We start from the raw sequence: 23,151 nt of genomic DNA on the forward strand, positions 1-23,151 counted from the left end.
TAACATGAAACCGATACGGGTACTGGTGGTAGATGATTCAGCATTCATGAGGAAAATGATATCGGACATACTGAATTCCGATCCGCGGCTTCAGGTGACCGGGACAGCTCGTAACGGGCAGGATGCATTGGACAAACTGGAAAATATTGCTGTCGATGTCATTACCTTGGATATCGAAATGCCTGTTTTAGACGGAATTAGCACGTTAAAAAGAATCATGGAGAAACAGTCTTTACCGGTAGTAATGCTTTCCAGTCTCACTACCCGTGGAGCAGACAGTACGTTAGAAGCAATGTCGCTTGGTGCAGTGGACTTTATCGCCAAGCCTTCTGGTTCTATTTCGTTGGATATTAACAATGTCAGGGACGAAATCACCGACAAAGTCTATCATGCCTCTGGGGTTAAGTTAAACGATAGAAAAAACAAAGAATTTGTAAGACGCACTGTTACACCACAGCCAATACAGATGCCTAAACAGCATCCGCAAAAAAAAATCGTTGCGATCGGAACTTCTACAGGAGGACCAAAAGCGTTACACGAGGTATTGACACGCTTGCCGGAAAATTTCCCGGCACCGATTGTGATTGTCCAGCATATGCCGCCCAACTTTACCAAGTCGTTGGCTAACAGGCTTGATTCCTTATCCCAACTACATATAAAAGAAGCGGAAAACGGGGAAGTCTTGCAAAATGGCACGGCGTATATCGCACCAGGCGGTTACCATTTACGAGTAAGGCAAATCGGAAGAACATTGGCAGCGCATGTAACGGAAGAAGCTCCGCTGAAAGGACATCGGCCTTCTGTTGATATCCTGTTTGAATCTCTGGCAAAACAGACGCTGTTCCAAACGATTACAGTCGTGATGACAGGCATGGGTGCTGATGGCTCGGCTGGTATCGTCAAAATGAAAAAAGCTGCTGCCGATACGGTAGTGATCGCTGAATCCCAAATCAGCTCAGTCGTTTATGGAATGCCGCAGGCTGCCGTGAAGACCGGCTGTGTTGACATGGTAGAAGAGCTGGAGAATATCAGCAATGCTTTAATAGACCAATTTTAGGCAATGGGGGAATAAACCATGGAAACGAATGAATATTTAGAGGTATTTATTGACGAAAGCAAGGAACATATCCAGTCTTTGAATGATCACTTACTGGAGCTGGAAAAAAATCCTTCCGATTTGACGATGGTCAACGAGATTTTTCGATCCGCCCATACGTTGAAAGGGATGTCGGCGACAATGGGGTATCAGGACCTGGCAGATTTGACCCATAAAATGGAGAATGTCCTGGATGCTGTGCGCAACCAGCAGTTAATGGTGACTACGGCAATTCTTGATGTTGTTTTCGAAGCAGTAGATCAGCTAGAGGAAATGGTGCTGGATATTGCTTCTGGAGGAGAGGGAAGAAAAGACGTCGTACGTTTGGTTGAACAACTGAATGCGATAGAGAGAGGCGAGGCCCTCTCGGAAGACGGCAGCAATACGGCTGCACCTATTTCAGAATCCGACCAACAATCTCCATCGAATCTGGCTTCGACCCTTGATGAATTTGAAATGACCGTATTAAGGGAATCGAATGACCAAGGGTATCAAAACTTGGAATTACATATCACATTACGCGAGGATTGCCTGCTTAAGGCTGCAAGAGTGTTTATGGTATTCGAAATCCTTGAACAATCTGGCGAAGTCATCAAGTCGGCTCCCACTGTTCAAGATTTAGAAGAAGAAAAATTTGAACAATCCTTCACGGTTTTATTGGTGACAAAAGAAAAAGCGGAAGAAATAGAAAAGAAAGTAATGAAGGTTTCCGAAATCGAATCGGTCAAAGTGCAAAAATTTTCAATCGAACAACGTCCTAGCCAATCAGACACTTCTGCGGATACAACGAAAGCAACAGAGGAAAAGGGTGCGACAGCAATAGCAGAGGCACCTGTAAAGCAGGAAAAAGATACAGCGAAAAAGGCTCCGGTGAGCAACAAGACAATCAGAGTAAACATCGATCGTTTGGACGCTTTAATGAATTTATTCGAAGAGCTGGTCATTGACCGCGGTCGACTCGAACAAATTGCGGATAGTTTAAAACATATCGAACTGCAGGAAACAGTCGAGCGGATGACCAGAATATCAGGAGACTTGCAAAATATTATTTTAAATATGCGCATGGTGCCGATTGATCAAGTGTTCAATCGATTTCCGCGTATGGTACGGCAGCTGGCCAAGGATTTAGGAAAACAAATCAATCTGGAAATTGAGGGTGCTGAAACAGAACTGGACCGTACGGTGATAGATGAAATTGGTGATCCACTTGTCCATTTGATCCGGAATGCTCTTGACCACGGGATTGAATTACCGGATGTAAGAGAGCAAAAAGGTAAACCCCGAGAAGGTTCCTTAAAGCTAAATGCCTATCACAGTGGCAACCATGTGTTTATTGAAATCAGTGACGATGGAGCCGGCATTAATCGTGAAAAAGTGATAAACAAAGCAGTGTCAAATGGCGTAATAACCAATGATCAGGCAGAAAATTTAACAGAAAAGCAAGTATATCAATTGATCATGGAAAGCGGTTTTTCCACTGCAGACAAAATTTCGGATGTATCCGGTCGAGGAGTAGGACTGGATGTTGTAAAGAATACAATTGAATCTTTAGGAGGCAATATTACCATTGATTCAGCGTTTGAAAAGGGATCTGTTTTCTCTATCCAGCTTCCGCTGACATTATCGATCATCTCGGTCATGCTCGTAGAAATAAAAGAGGAAAAATATGCAGTACCTTTGTCTTCGATTATCGAAACAGCCGTGATTAAGAAATCGAATATTATGTCAGCTCATAATAAAAAGGTGATTGATTTCCGCGGCAAGGTCGTTCCGCTCATCGATTTGCAGGATGTTTTTGAAGTGCCTGGAGAAAAACTCGATGATGAATACTGCTCCGTTGTAATCATCAGAAAAGGGGAAAAGATGGCAGGGCTTATCGTCGATACGTTCATCGGCCAACAGGAGGTTGTATTAAAGTCGCTCGGAAATTATTTGACCGATGTGTTTGCTATCTCCGGCGCAACGATTTTGGGAGATGGTCAAGTTGCATTGATTATCGATAGTAACTCGTTGATTGTATAAAAGTAAAAGAATTACAACCAATAGTTTCAAGAAAAAATGAGGAATCAATTAGGGGAGGGCAATGGAATGCCACAAGATAATAAACAGGATATTAAAGCGATAATTTTTCAGCTGAATGATGAGGAATTTGCGATTTCCGTACAGCAGGTCAGTGGGATTGAAAGGATGCAACACATCACCAGAGTTCCACAAACAGCATCATTTGTCAAAGGTGTTATCAATTTGCGGGGTGTCGTAACACCGATCATCGATTTACGGAAACGCTTTGGGCTTGATGCAGCAGAGTTTACGGACAGTACCCGGATGATCATTGTATATATGGACGAAATGGAAGTAGGTTTAATCGTAGATGCGGCATACGATGTCATCGATATCCCAGAGGAAGCCGTCGAACCGGCGCCTGAGGTAGTAGGCGCCGTAGATGTGGATTATATCGAAGGGGTTGCTAAACTGGAAGACAGATTGTTGATTTTATTGAATCTAAATAATGTCTTAACCGATGAAGAAGTCCGGGCGTTGAAAACTGTAGAAGGATAAATTGCCATGTCATTTATCGAAAAACTTTCAACCTATCAACTTGATGCATTAAAGGAAATCGGTAATATAGGAGCGGGTAATGCTGCCACGGCTTTGTCCAAGCTGCTTAATCGGAAAATTGACATGCAGACGCCAGCTGTCCGTATTGCCAGTTTCGATGAAACAATGGAATTGGTAGGAGGAGCAGAGAAAGTGATTGTATCTGTTTTCCTTCGGATTGAGGGAGAAGCGCCCGGCAGCATGTTCTATCTGTTTTCACCCGAGCAAGCAGAACAATTTGTTCATCATATAACAGGTAGTGATGAATTCTCGTTTACCAAACCGCCATACCCGGAAATGGGATTATCGATTTTACATGAAATAGGGAATATTTTGTCCGGGTCCTATTTGACCGCTCTCTCGGATTTCACTCAAATTAATATGCAGCCATCGGTGCCATCCTTGTCGATGGATATGGCCGGAGCCATTATTTCGGAAGGGTTGATGGAGCTTTCCAGGGAAAGTGATTATGCGATCATAATCGATACAACCATACAGGAACCAGAGAGTGAAACAGAGGATATTGAAGGACATTTCTTTTTGCTTCCTGATCCGGAATCATTTGAGCGAATTTTCACAGCTTTGGGAGTAAATGATCAATGAATGCAACCAATCAAATAGTAAAAGTTGGTATAGCGGATGTAAAACTTGCCAATGCCCCTGATACTTTGCGGACAACCGGGTTGGGTTCTTGTGTAGGAGTGGTTATCTACGATCTTTCTATAAAACTTGCGGGCATGGCCCATGTCATGCTGCCGGATTCAACCTTATCGAGGAACGGTGAGTTGAATAAAATGAAATTTGCCGACACAGCAATCGATTTGCTGATTGAGCAACTCTTGGAAAAGGGTGCGCGCCGTTATGCTTTGAAATCGAAAATTGCGGGTGGTGCGCAAATGTTTACGTTCAGTACTTCCAGCGACATGATGCGGGTAGGTAATCGAAATGTGGAGGCTGTTACCGAGCGGTTGAAGCATCATCGGGTTCCGATAATTGCCCTGGATATCGGCGGAAATAATGGAAGAACGATAGAATTTTCTCCAGAAAGCGGAATTCTGAAAATCAGAACTGTCAATATGGGAGAATCAGAGATATAAGACACATTACTGTAAATCTTTTCAGGAATAGAATGATAACGTGAGGAGGATAACCATGTCCGAACAAACATCTCCTCTAGAAGAGCAATTGTGGGACAGATGGATGAAAACGAGAAGCAGTGAAACCGCCGACAAACTAATGAAAAAATATATCTATTTAGTAAACTTCCATGTCAGCCGGATATCCACCCATTTACCTGGCAGTGTCAGTAAAGACGATTTGAAAAGTCTAGGAATGATGGGATTGTTCGATGCTCTGAAAAAGTTCGAACCTGAACGCGATTTAAAGTTCGATACTTATGCCTCGTTCAGGATACGGGGGATGATATTGGACGGTTTGCGTAAAGAGGATTGGCTGCCGCGCTCCGTCAGGGATAAAGCAAAACAAGTCGAACAAGCTGCACAGGCATTGGAACAATCTTATCAGCGGCCGCCTAGTTCAAAGGAAATTGCCGATTATTTAGGAATGGCAGTACAGGAAGTGGAAGAGGCAGTCAAGGATTCTTTGTTTTCAAATGTATTATCCATGGAAGACAAGCCAAAGGATGGTGCTGGCGATCATAAAGAAGGGATTGGCTATACTTTGCCGGACAATCATGCATCTACTCCGGAACAAAGGCTAATTAAACAGGAAGATTACGTTGAATTGGAAGCCGGCATAAGACAATTAAATGAAAACGAACAGATGGTGATCAGTTTGTTTTATAAAGAAGAATTAACCCTGACAGAGATCGGCCAGGTTCTTGATCTGACGACTTCGAGAATTTCACAGATTCATCGTAAAGCGATTTTCAAATTAAAAAATTCCCTTAATAAACTTAGCCAGTGATTGCCGGTGTTCATCCAAGGAGTTAACCTTCAGCCAGATACGCAGCAGGAGATTTCCTGTTGGAAGAAGAACTATTTGTAAAGGGCTAAGAAATACAAGTCGTTCCCATTTTTGACCGGAACGGATGCCCTTAAAAATAAGTGTCCTCTGAGTAAGGATGAATTAAGTATTATGTGCTATCTTGGAGGAGCACGAAGGGTGCGGGGAAATGAGCTGGAAATCGGTAGAAATGCAAGTGGCACTTCCGAGAGTCCAGGATGCGGCAAAGATGCAGGAACAATTACAACAGAGGGGACAGCAAACGCAAGAACTTCTTGCGGCAGCACAACAGAACCTGGAAGAAGTCAAGCGGAAGCAAGTCAATCATTCCGTACATAAAGCGGATGTACACAATAAAGAGAAGAAGGAAAAGCAATTTAACGCAAAGGATAGTCAGCAAAAGAAAAAAGCCGACGAGGAAAAAACGGATAACAACCACCCTTACCTCGGGCGGAAAATCGATTTTAGTGGTTAGGGGATTTGCATGCTTACTTTTTTACTATTCATCAGTTTGCTATTACACATATTCACATTCATTGCGATTCGGTTATTGTTCCAAAAATTGCAGCAAAATGGTAATGAAGGACAGGCTAAGATTGATTCTCTTCAACAATCGGAGGAAATGCTGAGCGCTTTTTTGCATGAAATAAGAGAAGAAAATGACCGTCTGTTGAAAGAATTGGATGAACCTACGTCCAAAAACAAACATACTGCTCAAAAAAACAGCAATGAGGGGGTTAGTTCTGCATTTGAGGAAGAACAGGCTCCACCATATAAACAAAGCTACAGAAAACGTTATACGTCCGACAAGGCAGAAGATTCGGAGTACGTGCCGCCAATGCCAGAGGTACAACAGGATACGGTAGAAGAATCTGTCACGGCAAAGGTATATTCTTTATATGATCAAGGGTATACAGTGGATGAAATCGCCAAAAAGCTTGATAAAGGAAAAACTGAAGTCGAACTGATGGTAAAATTTCATCGAAAAAACTGATATTATGCTTGATTGCAGAAAACCCATGTGGTATATTTACTTTTGGTGTTAATACACACGCTTGTAGATTTGAACAGGAGGTGCTGGCCTGTCGGTTAGTTCCTGCTCAAAGAGGACACAGGCGGAGGATCAAAAAACCAATTAGGAGGAATTTTTCATGGCAGTTATTTCAATGAAACAACTACTTGAAGCTGGTGTTCATTTCGGACATCAGACACGCCGTTGGAATCCAAAGATGAAGAAATATATCTTCACAGAGCGTAACGGCATTTACATCATCGACCTGCAAAAAACCGTTAAAAAGGTTGATGAAGCTTATCAATACGTTAAAGATATTGCTGCAGACGGCGGCTCTGTCCTTTTCGTAGGAACCAAAAAACAAGCACAGGAATCAGTTCGTGACGAAGCTACTCGTTCTGGCATGTACTATGTCAACCAACGCTGGTTGGGCGGTACACTTACTAACTTCCAGACAATCCGCAAACGGATCAAACGTCTTAAAGATATCGAGCGTATGGAAGAAGACGGAACTTTCGAAGTACTACCTAAAAAAGAAGTAGTAGGATTGCTTAAAGAAAAAGAACGTCTCGTCAAGTTCCTTGGCGGAATCAAAGAGATGAACAAACTTCCGGATGCTTTGTTCATTATCGACCCTCGTAAAGAGCGCATTGCTGTTGCGGAGGCTCATAAATTGAACATTCCTATTATCGGAATTGTCGATACAAACTGTGATCCTGATGAAATTGACTATGTTATTCCGGCTAACGATGATGCTATTCGTGCTGTGAAGCTTCTTACTTCTAAAATGGCAGATGCTATTCTGGAAGCGAAGCAGGGAGAAGCAGAAGAAGAAGCGGAAGTTGAAACCGAGGAAACTGCAACAGAGGAAGCAGTACAAGAGTAAGAAAAGGTTTAGTAGGGTGATAAGGGGGGGACCTTTTATCACCTTTTTTTAAGAGTTTGGATAATTACCAGGATAAGGATGTTCCTGGTCTATCATAAGGAGGAATTTTTAATGGCTGTAACTGCAAAAATGGTAAAAGAACTACGTGAAAAAACAGGCGCAGGAATGATGGACTGCAAAAAAGCTTTGCAAGAAACCGACGGCGATCTTGACAAAGCGGTTGATTATCTTCGTGAAAAAGGAATTTCCAAAGCTGCCAAAAAAGCTGACCGAATTGCAGCTGAAGGCTCTGCTCATATTGAAGTGCAAGGCAACCAGGCAGTAATTTTGGAAGTGAATTGTGAAACAGATTTCGTTACCAAGAATGACCAGTTCAAAAATTTGCTGTCAGAGTTGGCAAAGCATTTATTGGAGCAAAAACCAGCGTCTGTCGAAGCTGCTTTGGAGCAAAAGCTGCACGGTGAAGGTGAATCGGTTCAGGAATATATCAATTCAAACATTGCCAAGATCGGTGAAAAACTATCATTACGCCGTTTTACTATAGCTGAAAAAACCGATAATGACGCATTCGGTGCGTACTTGCACATGGGCGGAAGTATCGGTGTGTTAGTCGTTGCTGAGGGAACCACGGATGAAGCTGTTGCGAAAGATGTGGCGATGCATATTGCCGCAGTAAATCCTCGTTATGTTTCCAGAGAAGAAGTTTCTGCTGAAGAAGTGGAAAAAGAACGCGAAGTATTGAAAACACAAGCGCTTAACGAAGGAAAGCCTGAGCATATTGTTGAAAAAATGGTAGAAGGTCGTCTTGGGAAGTTTTTCGAGGAAATCTGCCTGCTTGAACAAAGCTTTGTGAAAGACCCAGATCAAAAAGTGAAGAAATATGTGGAAGATAAAGGTGCGTCTGTCAAAGGATTTATCCGTTATCAAGTCGGTGAAGGTATGGAAAAACGCGAGGATAACTTTGCTGAAGAGGTAATGAGCCAAGTGAAAAAATAATGTTGGATACGATGGGGGGACACATAGTGTTCCCTCTTTCCACATCAGGTTGACAAGAAACCAGTCTGCAACTTGCCCTGGGTGCTTGTTGCTTGTTTTCAACAATCTTTCATCTTAAAATAAATACATATTACTGGAGGTAACCTATGACTACAGCTCGCTACCGTAGAATTGTTTTGAAATTAAGCGGAGAAGCTCTCAGCGGTGAACAGGGATACGGAATCGAACCAAAAATCATCCAATCGATAGCAGATCAAGTGAAGGAAGTTGCAGAACTTGGCGTAGAAGTAGCCGTTGTTGTCGGAGGAGGCAACATCTGGAGAGGAAAAGTTGGCAGCGAAATGGGGATGGACCGTGCGAATGCCGATTATATGGGGATGTTGGCAACAGTAATGAATTCTCTTGCGTTGCAGGACAGTCTGGAAAATTTCGGAATCCCAACGCGCGTTCAAACCTCGATTGAGATGAGGCAAGTGGCTGAACCGTATATTCGGAGAAAGGCTATTCGCCATCTTGAGAAAAAAAGGGTAGTCATTTTTGCTGCCGGTACGGGAAATCCATATTTCTCGACTGATACGACAGCTGCACTAAGAGCTGCCGAAGTCGAGGCAGATGTCATTTTGATGGCGAAAAACAATGTAGACGGAGTCTATACGGCCGATCCAAAGATCGACCAAACCGCACGCAAATACGAAGAACTTACCTATCTTGAAATCTTGAATGAAGGATTGGGAGTGATGGATTCTACAGCTTCCACTTTGTGTATGGATAATAATATTCCGCTGCTTGTTTTTTCGATCATGGAAGAAGGAAACATCAAAAAAGCCGTGTTAGGTGAAAAAATCGGGACTATAATAAGGGGGAAATAACATGACTCAAGCAATTATTAAGGACACAAATGACAAAATGGCACAAGCGGTTCAGGCATTTTCCAAAAATCTTGCAACAGTTCGGGCGGGAAGGGCGAACCCTTCTTTGTTAGACAGTGTCTATGTCGATTATTACGGAGCCAGTACACCTCTCAACCAGCTTGCAACTGTTTCGGCTCCTGAAGCCCGCCTGCTGGTCATAACGCCTTTTGATAAATCCGCTACAGCTAATATCGAAAAAGCAATTTTAAAAGCGGATTTAGGTCTTTCACCTTCCAGTGATGGAAATGTGATTCGCATTAATATCCCTGCTTTGACTGAAGAACGCAGGAAAGACCTGGTCAAGGTTGTCGGAAAGTATAGTGAAGAAGGAAAGGTTCAGGTCCGCAATATCCGTCGGGAATCCAACGATCAATTGAAAAAGGCTGAAAAGAATGGCGATTTAACAGAAGATGATTTAAGAGACTTCCAAGACGATGTGCAAAAGGCTACTGACAAACATATCGCGGATATAGATTCACTTGCAAAGGAAAAAGAAAAAGAAATTATGGAAGTTTGACCGCATAACATGTAAAATAATAAGTAGAAAAGACCCTCTTTACTTAAGGGGGTTTTTGCACGTTAAGGAAAATACAGCTAATCCCTTATCGTCACTGCCCTGCCTGGTCAGAGCAAAAAGGAATGTAAGCCCATGATGGAGGATTACTATGCCAATCAAACTTCCCTTTATAGGTAAGACAAAAAAATATAATCAAAATGAACAAATCACTTTGAACAAAAATACCATGCCAAAACATGTAGCGATCATTATGGATGGAAACGGACGTTGGGCAAAAAAAAGGGGCATGCCGAGAGTCGCTGGACACAAGGAAGGCATGAGTAATGTGAAAAAAATCGTTTCGGCTGCATCCAGTTATCAATTGGATGCTTTAACCCTCTACGCTTTTTCGACAGAAAATTGGCGGCGCCCCAAAGCAGAAGTCGATTATTTAATGAAATTGCCGATGGAATTTTTGAATACATATTTACCAGAACTCGTTCAGAAAAATGTTAAAGTACAAACAATCGGCCGGTTTGACGGTCTGCCCAAACATACAAGGGACGCAGTTCAAAAGGCAAAGGAACAAACAAAGGATAATACTGGATTAATCTTGAATATAGCATTAAACTATGGTAGTAGAAATGAAATCATGGAAGCAATGAAATGTTTCCTGGATGATGTCCAGGCAGGAAAAAAGTCGGTGGAAGACATGAATGAGGAATCTTTTTCCCAGTACTTGCACACAAAGAATCTGCCGGACCCTGACCTGCTGATTCGCACCAGCGGCGAACAAAGGCTCAGTAATTTTCTGTTGTGGCAGTCTGCTTACACGGAATTTTGGTTTACAGATGTTCTGTGGCCCGATTTTGACGAGCAGCTGTTTGACAAGGCATTGTGTGACTATCAAAAGAGAAAACGCCGCTATGGTGGGATATAAGGTGATGTGAGATAAATGAAGTTAAGAATAATTACTGCTTTGATTGCAATTGTATTATTTTTTCCCATTGTATTTTATGGAGGATGGGTATTTAAAGCACTCGTTTATTTGATTGCAACCATTGGCCTTCTGGAACTGTTGAAAATGAGGATGACTATTAACTATTTCATACCTTTTGCGATTACCATTTTGCTGTTATGGGGACTGCTTATCCCTGTTACCGAGCAGGAGCTCATGGATGTTTTGTCCATTACCAAGGCGGAAATCACGCTGATCGGTGTCCTGCTTCTGTTGTCATATACCGTTTTGGTGAAAAATAAATTCACTTTCGAAGACGCGGGTTTCCTGGTACTATCGGCTATTTATATCGGTACAGGTTTTTATTACTTTATGAACGCCAGAGATGCTGGTGCAATTTTTATTTTTTATGGCATCATTGTGGTATTGGCTACCGATACGGGGGCGTATTTTTTTGGACGAGCTTTCGGCAGGAAAAAACTTTGGCCGCAAATTAGTCCGAATAAAACCGTTGAGGGTGCAATCGGGGGTGTTTTGCTTGCTTGTGTCATCGCCGTCCTTTTCCACTGGCTGTTCCCCCTCCCGCACTCTTTACCGATTATTATTGTGGTCACCATAATAGCGTCGGCAGTAGGGCAGATTGGAGACTTGGTCGAATCAGCTTTTAAAAGGCATTATGATGTGAAGGATTCTGGCAAAATCCTCCCAGGTCACGGTGGAATACTCGACCGGTTTGATAGCTGGCTGTTTATATTCCCGTTGTTGCATTTCATTCATTTTATTTCCTAGCCCGGAATAGATATAGGAGCGTGTCACATGAAAAACATAGCACTTTTAGGGGCAACTGGATCCATTGGGCTCCAAACCCTTGATGTTATCAGAGAACACCCTGAAGCTTTCTCCCTGTTTGCGATGGGATTTGGTGAAAATATTGATAAAGCTATACCAATTATAAAAGAGTTCAATCCTAAAATTGTAGTAGTCGGAAATGACAAAATCAAACACGAATTGCAAGACTTTTTCCCCAGGCTAGAAGTGGTAGCAGGAAAAGAAGGGTTGGTAACCATCAGCACGGCGGGTGAAACGGATATCGTTGTCAACGCCGTAATGGGAAGTATAGGTTTGCAGGCTACATTGCAGGCAATCGAGCACCGTAAACAAGTAGCTTTAGCTAATAAAGAGACTTTGGTCACAGCAGGACATCTTGTCATGGAGAAAGCTAAACAGTATGGTGTGCAGATTCTTCCTGTGGACAGTGAACATTCGGCGATTTTTCAATGTTTGAACGGGGAGAACGAGAAGCAATTGAACCAGCTTATCTTAACTGCATCCGGGGGGAGTTTCCGCGATAGGAACCGAGAAGACTTGATCGGCGTTACAAGGGAAGACGCATTAAAACATCCTAACTGGAATATGGGAGCAAAGATCACTATAGATTCGGCAACCATGATGAACAAAGGCCTGGAGGTAATTGAAGCTCACTGGTTGTTCGGTGTACCTTATGATCGTATCGATGTTATGATGCATAAAGAAAGTGTCATTCATTCAATGGTGGAGTTTGCTGACAATAGTGTCATCGCCCAATTAGGTACTCCGGATATGCGCGTTCCGATACAATATGCTTTGAATTATCCTGACAGACTTGAATTATCAGGGACAAAAAGGTTAGACTTAATTGAAATAGGCAAGCTGCATTTTTCTGAAATGGATCTAGAAAGATTCCCCTGTTTGAAAATGGCTTATGAAGCCGGTAAAGAGGGAGGAACGATGACCACCGTACTGAATGCAGCAAACGAAGCTGCAGTACAGTTGTTTTTGCAAGACAAGATATCTTTTTTGCAAATAGAAGCGTTGATCAAAAAAGCACTGGATGCACATCAATCCATTAAACAGCCTGATTTGCAGACTATTTTGGAAGTGGATCGCCAGACAAGATCACAGGTGTTATCCTATTTAGATTAAAGGAAGGTGCATCAGTTGAATACTATTATCGCATTCATTCTAATGTTTGGTCTGCTTGTGTTCGTGCATGAGTTTGGACATTTTATTTTTGCCAAGCGAGCAGGAATGCTTGTGAGGGAATTTGCCATAGGCTTCGGGCCCAAAATTTTTTCTAATAAAAAGAATGAAACTCTTTATACCATTCGCCTGCTTCCAATCGGTGGTTATGTCCGTGTAGCAGGTGAAGATCCGGAAATCATAGAATTGAAACCGGGCCAGCATATAGGATTGGAGTTTAATCCAGATGGAGCAGTAAACAAAATTATCGTTAACAATAAATCTAAGCACCCAGAAGCAAGAGTGATTGAAGTGGAGCATGCGGATCTGGATCATCGACTTATCATTGAAGGTTATGAAATCGATGAAGAGGAAAAACTCACCTTTTCGATCGATCCCAAAGCAGGTTTCGTCATGGATGAAGTGGAAACGCAAATCGCGCCATATGACAGACAATTTGCTTCAAAGACGAAGCTGCAACGGGCAATGCAACTATTTGCCGGTCCGATGATGAATTTTCTGCTGGCTGCCGTTATCTTTTTCTTGCTGGGAATGTTAAACGGTGTGCCTGCCGACAGGGCTATTATCGGCAATGTTGTCTCCGACAGCCCTGCTGAGGAAGCAGGCTTTCAGGATGGAGACGAGGTCATCCGTATCGGGGATACATCCATATCTACTTGGGAAGAGTTCACTGAGATCGTTCGGGCTCATCCGGAAGAAGAATTGTCGATGACGGTTGAAAGAGACAATGAGCAAGTAGATGTCCAAGTAGTACCGAAGAGCAATGCAGCTCAAGATCAAGAAATTGGACAGATCGGAGTTCAGGCAGCAACAGAAAAATCTTTGTTAAAGGCAATTCCATACAGTGTCAATCAGACATACGAGTGGATCAAACTAATTCTGGTTAACCTTAGCATGCTTGTAACAGGACAATTTTCCCTTGACATGCTATCCGGTCCGGTAGGCATCTACGATGCTACAGACCAGGTAGTCCAAACAGGGATGCTCAATTTACTGATGTGGACCTCAGCGTTAAGCATCAACCTGGGTATCATTAATCTTTTGCCTTTGCCTGCTCTCGATGGAGGAAGGTTGTTGTTTGTCGGAATCGAGGCAGTAAGAGGAAAACCGATAGATCCGCAAAAAGAAGGTGTTGTCCACTTTATCGGTTTTGCGTTGTTAATGTTGCTGATGATTGTGGTAACCTGGAACGATATTCAGCGATTGTTCTTGTAATTGCAATTTGAATATATGAATAGGTCTGTTTTTTAGGAAGTTCCCTATCCTTTCGGTATGGAAAAAATCATGCGCAACGTTTAGACGTATCCTATATTTTCTTGGACGAAAGCACAATTTTTTAAAACCAGCCTTTCCGTAAAGGCTGGTTATTACAAATTTGGTTAGCATGCATAGTGAAGGATGACAGGAGAAAATTGAGGTGACATACATATGAGACAAAGTAACATGCTGATACCGACACTTAAAGAGGTTCCCGCTGATGCGGAAATCAAGAGCCACCAATTGTTGGTTCGGGGAGGCTTCATACGTCAAATAGCATCCGGAGTTTATAGCTTTTTGCCAATGGGGCAGCGAGTGCTTCGAAAGGTAGAAGCAATCATCAGAGAAGAAATGGATAACATTGGAGCTAATGAAATGGTCATGCCTGCCATGCAGCCCGCCGAGCTTTGGAAAGAAACGGGCAGATGGCATAATTTTGGTCCCGAGTTAATGCGGTTGAACGATCGACATGACCGTGAGTTCGCACTGGGTGCTACCCACGAGGAAGTCATAACAAGTGTCATCAGGGACGAGATAAAGAGTTATAAACGACTACCGTTAACTGTTTACCAAATTCAGACGAAATTCAGAGATGAAAAACGTCCTCGATTCGGCTTGATGAGAGGCAGAGAATTTGTCATGAAGGATGCCTATTCGTTTCATGATTCCTTCGACAGCCTTGATCAGGTATATCAGAAGATGTACCAAGCATATGAGAATATATTCCGACGCTGCGGATTGAATTTCCGGGCAGTAATCGCTGATTCTGGAGCAATGGGCGGCAAAGACACACATGAATTCATGGTTCTGTCAGAAGTGGGCGAGGATACAATTGCCTATTCAGACAGCTCCGAATATGCCGCCAATATAGAAATGGCCCCTGTAACTGCTACGTTAAAAGCGGAACAAGGTGAATTAAAAGAGTTGAAGGAAGTAGCTACTCCTGGTAAAAAAACGATGCAGGAGGTTGCTGACTTTTTAGAGCACCCGCTTGACAAAGGTCTAAAGGCATTGATGTTCAAAGTAGATGGCAATTTAGTGTTGGTTGTTACCAGAGGCGATCATGAAGTAAATGACATTAAGCTAAAGAACCTTTACAAAGCAGAGACAGTCGAACTTGCTACGGAAGAAGAAACAAAAGCGGCACTTGGTGCTGGTTTTGGTTCACTGGGACCGATCGGCATACCGGACGACATGAATGTTGTCGCCGACCAGGCAGTGAAAAGTGTCGTCAATGTTACCTGTGGAGCAAATAAAGATGGGTATCACTTTATCAATGTTAACCCGGGACGCGATTTTAAAGTAGATTCCTATGCCGATCTTCGTTTTATTCAAGAAGGCGATCCTTCCCCCGATGGAAAAGGCACCATTCAATTTGCTCGCGGTATTGAAGTCGGACATGTCTTCAAACTAGGAAGCATTTATGCCGAACGGATGGGTGCTACGGTTTTGGATGAACAGGGGAAAGCAAAAACGATGAACATGGGATGTTATGGCATCGGAGTGTCTCGAACGGTTGCTGCAATTGTTGAACAATATCACGATGAAAGAGGCATCACCTGGCCGGCACATCTAGCTCCATTCCAAGTACACTTGCTGGCTTTGAATATGAAAAAAGCCGAGCAACAGCAATTGGCTGAAAAAATTTACGATTCCTTGAAGACAGCAGGTGTTGAAATACTTTTTGATGATCGTGCGGAAAGAGCAGGCGTCAAATTTGCCGACAGTGATTTAATTGGTATTCCACTCCGGATAACAGTAGGAAAACGAGCTGATGAAGGGTATGTTGAACTGAAACAACGAGCTACAGGAGAACAAACAGAAATTCATGAGTCGGAATTGTTGGGACAATTGAATAACTTGGTCTGATTGGTAATCAAAACCCTTGTCTGTTTTCTAATGACAAGGGTTTTCTAAAGTAGTAAAATTGTAAAATAAAAGCTTTTTCAATCCTGTCTTCAGGGCGAAGAAGCCTGGCCATACTGCTAAATCAAGTAAAATGGTCGTAAATTGGGGAGGAAGAAAAATGGACATATCAGGTAAAGAAAAGCTTGGTTTACTGTTGAAGCAAATCGATATGCCCGATGAGTTAATCCAACAGCATTTTCAGGATAGTTATCTCGCTAAATTGGAAGTCCATACGAAACACAAGCAATGGCATTTTCACATAAATGTACCACGAATTCTGCCACCTTCTGTCTATCAGTTGTTCACTGCAAAACTACAGGATGCTTTTTCTCAGATCGCAGCGATTAAATGGACGATTTATGCGGAAAACAAAACATTGTCAGATACCGATGTTTGTACTTATTGGAAGCATTTTGTTCATTCACTTACAGATTTATCCCCGGCTTACCGGGATTTAGTTCATGAACAAGTGCCTAAGGTGAACGGTAATAAGATTATGTTAACTTCGAGAAATGAAGCAGAAGCCAACGCACTTCGAAAAAGATTAGAGCCCGGCTTCCAAAGCTACTGTCAAACCATCGGAGCAATGAATTATTTATTGACGGTCGAAGTTGGAGACGAACAAGAGAACATACAAAAATTCAGAGAACAAAAAGCATTGGAAGATCAGCAGCTTGTTCAGAAGGCTGTCAAAGACAAACAGGAAAGAGAAAAACAAAAAGCCGAAGGTGCGTTCGAAGGACCGCTAACCATTGGATACAGAATTCAGGATGAAATCGTTCCGATGGAAAATATCGTGGAAGAAGAACGGAAAATGACAGTGCAGGGATATGTGTTTAGCTCGGAAGTCAGAGAGCTTCGTTCTGGCAGGCATCTGTTAATCGCAAAGGTAACGGATTACACGGACTCTTTCCAGTTGAAGATGTTTTCCAAGGGAGATCAAGATGCCGAAAAATTCGCCAAATTAAAGCAAGGCATGTGGATCAAAGCACGAGGAAGCATTCAAACAGATAATTTCACCAATGAACTGACGATGATGGTACAAGACATCAACGAAGTGAAGGCGGAAAAAAGAAACGACAAAGCCCCTGAAGGGGAAAAGCGAGTAGAACTGCATGCGCATACTGCCATGAGCCAAATGGATGCCGTTGTTTCAGCTGGTAAGCTAGTACAGCAAGCTGCTGAGTGGAAGCATTCAGCTGTGGCGATTACTGATCATGCTGTCGTCCAGTCCTATCCAGAAGCCTATGCTGCGGGACAAAAACATGGCATAAAAGTTATCTATGGGCTGGAAGCAAATATTGTCGATGATGGAGTACCTATTGCATACAATGAAGCCGATTTAGAGCTGGAGGACGCTGTTTATGTCGTATTTGACGTAGAGACAACTGGTTTATCTGCGGTTTATGATACGATTATAGAATTGGCAGCCGTTAAGGTGAAAGGCGGGGAAATCATCGATCGTTTCGAAGCCTTTGCCAATCCGCACCACCCCTTATCACAGACGACAATTGATTTAACTGGAATTACCGATGATATGGTAAAAGACGCACCGGAAGTCGGAGAGGTATTGAAGGATTTTCATGAATGGATGAGCGATGCGGTACTAGTTGCCCATAATGCGAGCTTCGACATGGGATTCTTGAATGAAGGACTAAAAAAAATCGGTTTTGAAAAAGCTGGAAACCCAGTGATTGATACGTTAGAGCTTGCACGTTTTCTTTATCCGTCCTTGAAAAACCATCGATTGAATACGTTATGTAAAATGCTTGATATCGAACTGACACAGCACCATCGGGCGATCTATGATGCCGAAGCAACGGGGTATTTGCTCTGGAAACTGATCAAACAAGCATTCCAAAAAAATATCGTCAACCACAATCAATTCAATCAGCATATGGGAGAGGGCAATGCTTATCAGCGATCAAGACCATTTCACTGCACGTTGCTGGCTATGAATCCAGAAGGCTTGAAAAATATTTACAAGCTGGTATCTATCTCTCATGTCGACTATTTTTACAGAGTACCACGGATTCCACGTTCTCAACTCCAAAAGCTGAGAGAAGGCATACTGGTTGGTTCCGGATGTGACAAAGGGGAAGTATTTGAAACGATGATGCAAAAATCCAAGGAAGAGGCAGAAAAAGCTGCTGAATTCTATGATTTTATCGAGATACAGCCCCCTTCAAATTATTACCATTTAATTGAAAAAGAGTTGGTAGGAAATGAAGCTCAGTTGTATGACATCTTGAAAAATTTAGTGGAACTGGCAGATGGGATGGGAAAGAAGGCCGTCGCTACGGGTAACACCCATTATATTGACCCGCATGAAAAATTGTACAGGCAAATTTTGATTTCTTCACAGAACGGCAATCCGTTAAGCCGTCAGACATTGCCCGATGTTCATTTCCGGACAACAGATGAAATGTTGGATTGTTTTTCCTTCCTGGGTGAAGAGAAAGCAAAGGAAGTCGTTGTCGAAAATAGTCAATATATCAGTGATTTAATTGAAGAAGTCTCTCCTGTTAAGGAAGATTTGTACACGCCGAACATCGATGGTGCGGAAGAAGAAATTAGGGAAATGAGCTACAGCATGGCGAAAAGCATCTATGGTGAGGAGCTGCCAGAAATAGTTACCAAACGGATTGAAAAAGAACTGGAAAGTATTATCGGGCATGGTTTTGCGGTCATTTACTTGATCTCACACAAACTGGTGAAAAAATCTCTGGACGATGGTTATCTCGTCGGCTCCAGGGGGTCTGTAGGATCTTCTTTGATTGCAACCTTGACCGAGATAACGGAGGTCAATCCGCTGCCTCCGCATTATGTCTGTCCGTCATGCAAACATAATGAATTTTTCAATGATGGATCGGTCGGTAGCGGCTTCGATTTGCCGGACAAGGATTGCCCGGAATGCGGGCAACCGTTGAAGAAAGATGGACAAGATATTCCGTTTGAAACGTTTCTGGGCTTTAAAGGCGATAAAGTACCCGATATCGATTTGAATTTTTCTGGAGAATACCAGCCACAAGCACATAACTATACGAAAGTTTTGTTTGGAGAGGAAAAGGTTTATCGTGCAGGTACGATCGGTACAGTCGCGGAAAAGACTGCCTATGGTTATGTAAAAGGGTATGCAGGCGACAATCAGCTACAATACAAAAATGCTGAAATCGACCGTCTGGTTCAGGGCTGCACCGGCGTGAAGCGTACTACCGGGCAGCACCCTGGCGGTATTATTGTCGTACCGGATGATAAAGAAATTTATGACTTTACGCCTATTCAATACCCGGCTGACGATCGGAACTCGGAATGGAAGACCACACATTTTGATTTCCATTCCATCCACGATAATTTATTGAAATTGGATATTCTCGGGCACGATGATCCGACTGTTATCCGGATGCTTCAGGATTTAAGCGGAATTGATCCGAAAACCATACCGACAGACGATCCGGATGTAATGAAAATTTTCTCCGGACCGGAATCATTGGGAGTCACAGCTGAAGAAATAAATTGCAAGACAGGAACGCTCGGTGTACCGGAATTTGGTACAAAATTTGTGCGTCAAATGCTGGAGGATACCAATCCAAAAACTTTTGCAGAATTAGTAATTATCTCAGGATTGTCTCATGGTACCGATGTATGGCTTGGGAATGCACAGCAATTGATTAACGATGGCATATGTGAACTGCCTGACGTAATCGGGTGTCGCGATGACATCATGGTTTACTTGATGCATAAGGGTTTGGATGCATCGCTTGCTTTTAAAATCATGGAGTTTGTCAGGAAAGGAAAAGGGCTTCAAGATGAGTGGATAGAAGAAATGAAAAAACACAATGTACCCGATTGGTATATTGAATCATGTAAGAAAATCAAGTATATGTTCCCGAAGGCCCATGCTGCAGCATATGTACTTATGGCCGTGCGTATTGCTTATTTCAAGGTGCATTACCCAATTTTCTTTTATTCCGCTTACTTTACGGTCAGAGCCGGCGACTTCGAATTAGAAACGATGATTAAAGGAGCAGACGCTATTAGAAAAAGAATCCAGGAAATCACAGTGAAAGGAAACGATGCTTCGCCAAAAGAGAAGAGTTTGCTGACCGTTTTGGAAATTGCTTTGGAAATGAATGCGAGAGGTTTCTCTTTCCAAAAGGTCGACTTGTATAAGTCCAGTGCAACAGATTTTCTGGTTGACGGGAACACATTAATTCCACCATTCAATGCTGTGGACGGCTTAGGTACGAACGCTGCATTGAACATTGTCAAAGCCCGTGAAGAAGGGGAGTTTTTGTCGAAGGAAGACTTGCGTGAGCGAAGCAGGATTTCCAAAACCGTTTTAGAGTATCTGGATAATCACGGCTGTCTGGAAGGAATGGCAGACGCAAATCAGCTATCTCTGTTTTAGTCATAAGGCTGTAAAGGCTTTATCTTGCATTAAATTGTTAGATATGGTATATTTTCTATGGTAAGCATTGATACGTAAGCAGAAAGAGTGGGTGAAACCCACTCTTTCTTCATACCTTTTTCTTTTTTCTGCAATGGAACTATTTTTGACTGAACAGGATGCGTGCACAATACTGAGTCGTTTTTATTTTGTGTGAAAGCTGTCAGTATTGTTTATCACACTGCTAGAGGCCTCTGTTTCTCACTTTTTGTTAACACAGTAATAGGTTGGAAGCTGATGAGTTCCCTTGTCAATTATCTAAATGGCAAGGGTTTTGTAATGATGGGGCCGGAAGCGGGCAAGATTTCCCGTTCAAAATGAAACAGCAGCTAATTGAGTATACTAACGTTACATGACGGGATAGTATAGGTGGTAAAAGGAGGGTGCCAATTGAGTGCAAAAGTAACCGAAACAACAGAAAAACTTGTTCAACCTATATTGCAAGAAATGAATTTGGAACTCGTGGACATTGAATTTGAAAAAGAAGGTAAAAATTGGTTCCTGCGCGTTTTCGTGGACAAAGAAGGTGGCGTCGACATTGAAGAATGTGGCCAAGTTTCCGAGCAGCTCAGTGAAAAACTGGATGCAGAAGACCCGGTGACTACTCCATATTTTTTGGAAGTGTCATCGCCTGGTGCCGAAAGGCCGCTGAAGAAACCAAAGGATTTTCAGGCGAATATCAACAACAATATTCACGTGAAGCTGTATGAACCGATAAATGGCGAAAAAGAGTATGAAGGTGTACTGAAGGGTTTTGATGATGATACCATCACATTAGAAGTGAAAGTCAAGACACGTAAACAAGAGATACAATTACCGTACGATAAAGTTGCAAAGGCGCGCTTGGCGGTATCATTTAACTAAAGGGGGAAAAAACGGTGAGCAGCGAGCTTTTTGATGCAATTGATTATTTGGAGAAAGAAAAAGGGATTGATAAAGATATCCTCATGGAAGCCCTCGAGGCTGCTCTTATCTCCGCTTATAAGAAAAACTTTAAATCTGCCACGAATGTCCGGGTAGATTTGAATGAAGAAACGGGAAGCATGCACGTATATGCCCGTAAAGATATTGTCGAAGAAGTGGAAGATCCATTGCAGCAAGTCTCCATTGAAGAAGCAACTCAGAAAGACCCTAACTATGAAATTGGAGATGTAATCGAGGAAGAGGTAACGCCGAAGGACTTCGGAAGAATCGCTGCTCAAGCAGCGAAACAGGTAGTTACCCAAAGGGTCCGGGAAGCAGAACGAGGAGTTATTTTTAGTGAGTATGCGGACCGGGAAGAAGATGTGATGACCGGTATTATCCAACGAAAAGATCCTCGTTTCATATATGTCAATCTAGGCAAGATCGAGGCGAGACTTCCCGAGAGTGAGCAAATGCCTTCGGAACGGTATGAGGTTCACGATCGGCTTAAAGTGTTGGTCACAAAAGTTGAAAATACGAACAAAGGACCGCAGATATACGTGTCTCGTACCCATCCAGGGTTGTTGAAGCGGTTGTTTGAAATGGAAGTACCTGAAATTTATGATGGAACAGTGGAGATTCGTTCTGTAGCCAGAGAAGCCGGAGACCGTTCGAAAATTTCGGTTCATGCAGAAGATCCGGAGGTGGATCCGGTTGGTTCATGTGTAGGACAACGCGGCCAGCGGGTACAGACAATCGTTAATGAGTTGAAGGGTGAAAAAATTGACATTGTAGAGTGGTCAGAGGACCCGGTCGTATATGTTTCGAATGCTCTCAGCCCATCCAAGGTAATCGAAGTACTTGTCAATGAAGAAGAAAAGGCTACTACTGTAATTGTTCCTGATTATCAATTATCACTCGCTATCGGCAAGCGGGGGCAAAACGCACGGCTTGCCGCAAAATTGACCGGATGGAAAATAGACATAAAGAGCGAGAGTGAAGCCCGGGAAGAAGGCTTGTTAGAACATTCGCAAGAAGATACGCCCGGCACAGATGAAGCTTATTCAGATATTGACGATAACTTGTTTGAATAAGGAGGGGGAAAAGGATGGCAGCAACCAGAAAAGTTCCTCTTAGAAAATGTGTAGTGACGCAGGAAATGAAACCAAAGAAAGAATTAATTCGCATCGTCCGTAATAAAGAAGGCGAAGTATTTGTGGACGAAACCGGGAAAAAGAACGGGCGTGGAGCCTACTTGACCAGAAGTATCTATGTCGTAGAAACAGCAAAAAAAAGCGGCGCATTGAACCGTCATTTGAATACGGAAGTCGATCCGTCGGTTTATGAACAACTAAAAACAGTTATTGAAGGTAAGAAAATTGAGTAAAGATTATCTGAATTTATTGGGCCTTGCTTTTAGAGCGGGGAAACTCACTTTGGGAGAAGAGGCCATTATACGCGACATTCAGAAGCGGAAGGCGAAACTTGTTCTTTTAGCAAGTGACACGGGGGCGCAGACAAGAAAAAAGATTACCGATAAATGTACGTATTATCAAATCCCTTTCTTTGTAGTAGACGACCGCGAAACCATCTCACAAGCTATTGGGAAGTCAGGAAGAGTTGCTGTTGCAATTCTCGACTCAGGATTCGCCGCTAAAATGACATCGTTGCTCGATGAATCTATTCGGGGGTGAAC

At 42.7% G+C, this 23,151-nt stretch carries 22 protein-coding genes; all 22 read left to right on the forward strand.

Features of this window, described 5'->3' with window-relative positions; translation table 11 throughout:
• Positions 1-4: 4 nt before the first annotated feature.
• The 22 genes from ERJ70_RS09080 (at position 5) to ERJ70_RS09185 (ending at position 23,149) form a co-directional block, all read left to right on the forward strand.
• Positions 5-1,057, forward strand: coding sequence for a protein-glutamate methylesterase/protein-glutamine glutaminase (locus ERJ70_RS09080; protein ID WP_209368747.1), 1,053 nt, complete (start codon positions 5-7; stop codon positions 1,055-1,057).
• Positions 1,058-1,075: 18 nt separating this feature from the next.
• Complete coding sequence (locus tag ERJ70_RS09085) at positions 1,076-3,118, forward strand: chemotaxis protein CheA (RefSeq protein WP_209368749.1); 2,043 nt, start codon at positions 1,076-1,078, stop codon at positions 3,116-3,118.
• Positions 3,119-3,184: 66 nt separating this feature from the next.
• Positions 3,185-3,655: a chemotaxis protein CheW gene (locus ERJ70_RS09090; protein WP_209368751.1), complete on the forward strand. Its 471-nt coding sequence runs from the start codon at positions 3,185-3,187 to the stop codon at positions 3,653-3,655.
• A gap of 6 nt (positions 3,656-3,661) precedes the next feature.
• Positions 3,662-4,297 (forward strand): chemotaxis protein CheC, encoded by a 636-nt coding sequence (locus ERJ70_RS09095; RefSeq protein ID WP_209368753.1) that lies wholly within the window; start codon positions 3,662-3,664, stop codon positions 4,295-4,297.
• Positions 4,294-4,791: a chemotaxis protein CheD gene (locus ERJ70_RS09100; protein WP_209368755.1), complete on the forward strand. Its 498-nt coding sequence runs from the start codon at positions 4,294-4,296 to the stop codon at positions 4,789-4,791. Before ERJ70_RS09095 ends, ERJ70_RS09100 begins: the two co-directional genes overlap by 4 nt.
• 55 nt (positions 4,792-4,846) lie before the next feature.
• On the forward strand, positions 4,847-5,620 hold the full coding sequence (locus ERJ70_RS09105) for a FliA/WhiG family RNA polymerase sigma factor (RefSeq protein WP_209368757.1): 774 nt from the start codon (positions 4,847-4,849) through the stop codon (positions 5,618-5,620).
• A 208-nt stretch (positions 5,621-5,828) separates the two neighbouring features.
• Positions 5,829-6,134 (forward strand): hypothetical protein, encoded by a 306-nt coding sequence (locus ERJ70_RS09110; protein WP_209368759.1) that lies wholly within the window; start codon positions 5,829-5,831, stop codon positions 6,132-6,134.
• A 9-nt stretch (positions 6,135-6,143) separates the two neighbouring features.
• On the forward strand, positions 6,144-6,653 hold the full coding sequence (locus ERJ70_RS09115) for a DUF6115 domain-containing protein (protein WP_209368760.1): 510 nt from the start codon (positions 6,144-6,146) through the stop codon (positions 6,651-6,653).
• A 157-nt stretch (positions 6,654-6,810) separates the two neighbouring features.
• On the forward strand, positions 6,811-7,557 hold the full coding sequence (gene rpsB, locus ERJ70_RS09120) for a 30S ribosomal protein S2 (RefSeq protein ID WP_209368762.1): 747 nt from the start codon (positions 6,811-6,813) through the stop codon (positions 7,555-7,557).
• Between the two features lie 111 nt (positions 7,558-7,668).
• Complete coding sequence (tsf, locus tag ERJ70_RS09125) at positions 7,669-8,553, forward strand: translation elongation factor Ts (RefSeq protein ID WP_209368764.1); 885 nt, start codon at positions 7,669-7,671, stop codon at positions 8,551-8,553.
• 146 nt (positions 8,554-8,699) lie between these two features.
• Positions 8,700-9,422, forward strand: a complete 723-nt coding sequence (pyrH, locus tag ERJ70_RS09130; protein WP_209368766.1) for a UMP kinase — start codon at positions 8,700-8,702, stop codon at positions 9,420-9,422.
• Between the two features lies 1 nt (position 9,423).
• Positions 9,424-9,981 carry a ribosome recycling factor gene (gene frr / locus ERJ70_RS09135; protein ID WP_209368768.1) on the forward strand — a complete coding sequence of 186 codons (558 nt, stop codon included), beginning with the start codon at positions 9,424-9,426 and terminating at the stop codon, positions 9,979-9,981.
• Positions 9,982-10,129: 148 nt separating this feature from the next.
• Positions 10,130-10,900 carry an undecaprenyl pyrophosphate synthase gene (gene uppS, locus ERJ70_RS09140; RefSeq protein WP_209368770.1) on the forward strand — a complete coding sequence of 257 codons (771 nt, stop codon included), beginning with the start codon at positions 10,130-10,132 and terminating at the stop codon, positions 10,898-10,900.
• 15 nt (positions 10,901-10,915) lie between these two features.
• The gene (locus ERJ70_RS09145) at positions 10,916-11,707 is read left to right on the forward strand and encodes a phosphatidate cytidylyltransferase (RefSeq protein WP_209368771.1); all 792 of its coding nucleotides are present in this window, start codon (positions 10,916-10,918) and stop codon (positions 11,705-11,707) included.
• 27 nt (positions 11,708-11,734) lie between these two features.
• Entirely contained in the window at positions 11,735-12,880 is a 1,146-nt protein-coding gene (dxr, locus tag ERJ70_RS09150) for a 1-deoxy-D-xylulose-5-phosphate reductoisomerase (RefSeq protein ID WP_209368773.1), read from the forward strand.
• A 15-nt stretch (positions 12,881-12,895) separates the two neighbouring features.
• Complete coding sequence (gene rseP / locus ERJ70_RS09155; RefSeq protein ID WP_209368775.1) at positions 12,896-14,152, forward strand: RIP metalloprotease RseP; 1,257 nt, start codon at positions 12,896-12,898, stop codon at positions 14,150-14,152.
• 213 nt (positions 14,153-14,365) lie between these two features.
• Positions 14,366-16,063 (forward strand): proline--tRNA ligase, encoded by a 1,698-nt coding sequence (locus ERJ70_RS09160; RefSeq protein ID WP_209368777.1) that lies wholly within the window; start codon positions 14,366-14,368, stop codon positions 16,061-16,063.
• 157 nt (positions 16,064-16,220) lie between these two features.
• Positions 16,221-20,513 (forward strand): PolC-type DNA polymerase III, encoded by a 4,293-nt coding sequence (locus tag ERJ70_RS09165; protein ID WP_209368779.1) that lies wholly within the window; start codon positions 16,221-16,223, stop codon positions 20,511-20,513.
• A 429-nt stretch (positions 20,514-20,942) separates the two neighbouring features.
• A complete protein-coding gene (gene rimP, locus ERJ70_RS09170) occupies positions 20,943-21,416 on the forward strand; it encodes a ribosome maturation factor RimP (RefSeq protein ID WP_209368781.1) in 474 nt (157 codons plus the stop codon).
• A 14-nt stretch (positions 21,417-21,430) separates the two neighbouring features.
• The gene (gene nusA / locus ERJ70_RS09175; protein ID WP_209368783.1) at positions 21,431-22,549 is read left to right on the forward strand and encodes a transcription termination factor NusA; all 1,119 of its coding nucleotides are present in this window, start codon (positions 21,431-21,433) and stop codon (positions 22,547-22,549) included.
• 14 nt (positions 22,550-22,563) lie between these two features.
• Entirely contained in the window at positions 22,564-22,842 is a 279-nt protein-coding gene (gene rnpM, locus ERJ70_RS09180) for an RNase P modulator RnpM (protein ID WP_209368785.1), read from the forward strand.
• Complete coding sequence (locus ERJ70_RS09185; protein ID WP_209368786.1) at positions 22,835-23,149, forward strand: YlxQ family RNA-binding protein; 315 nt, start codon at positions 22,835-22,837, stop codon at positions 23,147-23,149. Before rnpM ends, ERJ70_RS09185 begins: the two co-directional genes overlap by 8 nt.
• Positions 23,150-23,151 lie beyond the last annotated feature (2 nt).

Source organism: Sediminibacillus dalangtanensis (assembly GCF_017792025.1).
Lineage (GTDB): Bacteria > Bacillota > Bacilli > Bacillales > Amphibacillaceae > Sediminibacillus > Sediminibacillus dalangtanensis.

What these genes read in the sequence shown, in the direction of transcription:
- uppS (WP_209368770.1), top strand. Translation starts at nt 10,130, where the DNA reads ATGCCAATCAAACTTCCCTTTATAGGTAAGACAAAAAAATATAATCAA.
- rnpM (WP_209368785.1), top strand. Translation starts at nt 22,564, where the DNA reads ATGGCAGCAACCAGAAAAGTTCCTCTTAGAAAATGTGTAGTGACGCAG.
- ERJ70_RS09100 (WP_209368755.1), top strand. Translation starts at nt 4,294, where the DNA reads ATGAATGCAACCAATCAAATAGTAAAAGTTGGTATAGCGGATGTAAAA.
- ERJ70_RS09160 (WP_209368777.1), top strand. Translation starts at nt 14,366, where the DNA reads ATGAGACAAAGTAACATGCTGATACCGACACTTAAAGAGGTTCCCGCT.
- dxr (WP_209368773.1), top strand. Translation starts at nt 11,735, where the DNA reads ATGAAAAACATAGCACTTTTAGGGGCAACTGGATCCATTGGGCTCCAA.
- ERJ70_RS09095 (WP_209368753.1), top strand. Translation starts at nt 3,662, where the DNA reads ATGTCATTTATCGAAAAACTTTCAACCTATCAACTTGATGCATTAAAG.
- ERJ70_RS09165 (WP_209368779.1), top strand. Translation starts at nt 16,221, where the DNA reads ATGGACATATCAGGTAAAGAAAAGCTTGGTTTACTGTTGAAGCAAATC.
- ERJ70_RS09080 (WP_209368747.1), top strand. Translation starts at nt 5, where the DNA reads ATGAAACCGATACGGGTACTGGTGGTAGATGATTCAGCATTCATGAGG.
- frr (WP_209368768.1), top strand. Translation starts at nt 9,424, where the DNA reads ATGACTCAAGCAATTATTAAGGACACAAATGACAAAATGGCACAAGCG.
- ERJ70_RS09110 (WP_209368759.1), top strand. Translation starts at nt 5,829, where the DNA reads ATGAGCTGGAAATCGGTAGAAATGCAAGTGGCACTTCCGAGAGTCCAG.
- ERJ70_RS09115 (WP_209368760.1), top strand. Translation starts at nt 6,144, where the DNA reads ATGCTTACTTTTTTACTATTCATCAGTTTGCTATTACACATATTCACA.
- ERJ70_RS09145 (WP_209368771.1), top strand. Translation starts at nt 10,916, where the DNA reads ATGAAGTTAAGAATAATTACTGCTTTGATTGCAATTGTATTATTTTTT.
- tsf (WP_209368764.1), top strand. Translation starts at nt 7,669, where the DNA reads ATGGCTGTAACTGCAAAAATGGTAAAAGAACTACGTGAAAAAACAGGC.
- pyrH (WP_209368766.1), top strand. Translation starts at nt 8,700, where the DNA reads ATGACTACAGCTCGCTACCGTAGAATTGTTTTGAAATTAAGCGGAGAA.
- ERJ70_RS09105 (WP_209368757.1), top strand. Translation starts at nt 4,847, where the DNA reads ATGTCCGAACAAACATCTCCTCTAGAAGAGCAATTGTGGGACAGATGG.
- ERJ70_RS09085 (WP_209368749.1), top strand. Translation starts at nt 1,076, where the DNA reads ATGGAAACGAATGAATATTTAGAGGTATTTATTGACGAAAGCAAGGAA.
- ERJ70_RS09090 (WP_209368751.1), top strand. Translation starts at nt 3,185, where the DNA reads ATGCCACAAGATAATAAACAGGATATTAAAGCGATAATTTTTCAGCTG.
- rpsB (WP_209368762.1), top strand. Translation starts at nt 6,811, where the DNA reads ATGGCAGTTATTTCAATGAAACAACTACTTGAAGCTGGTGTTCATTTC.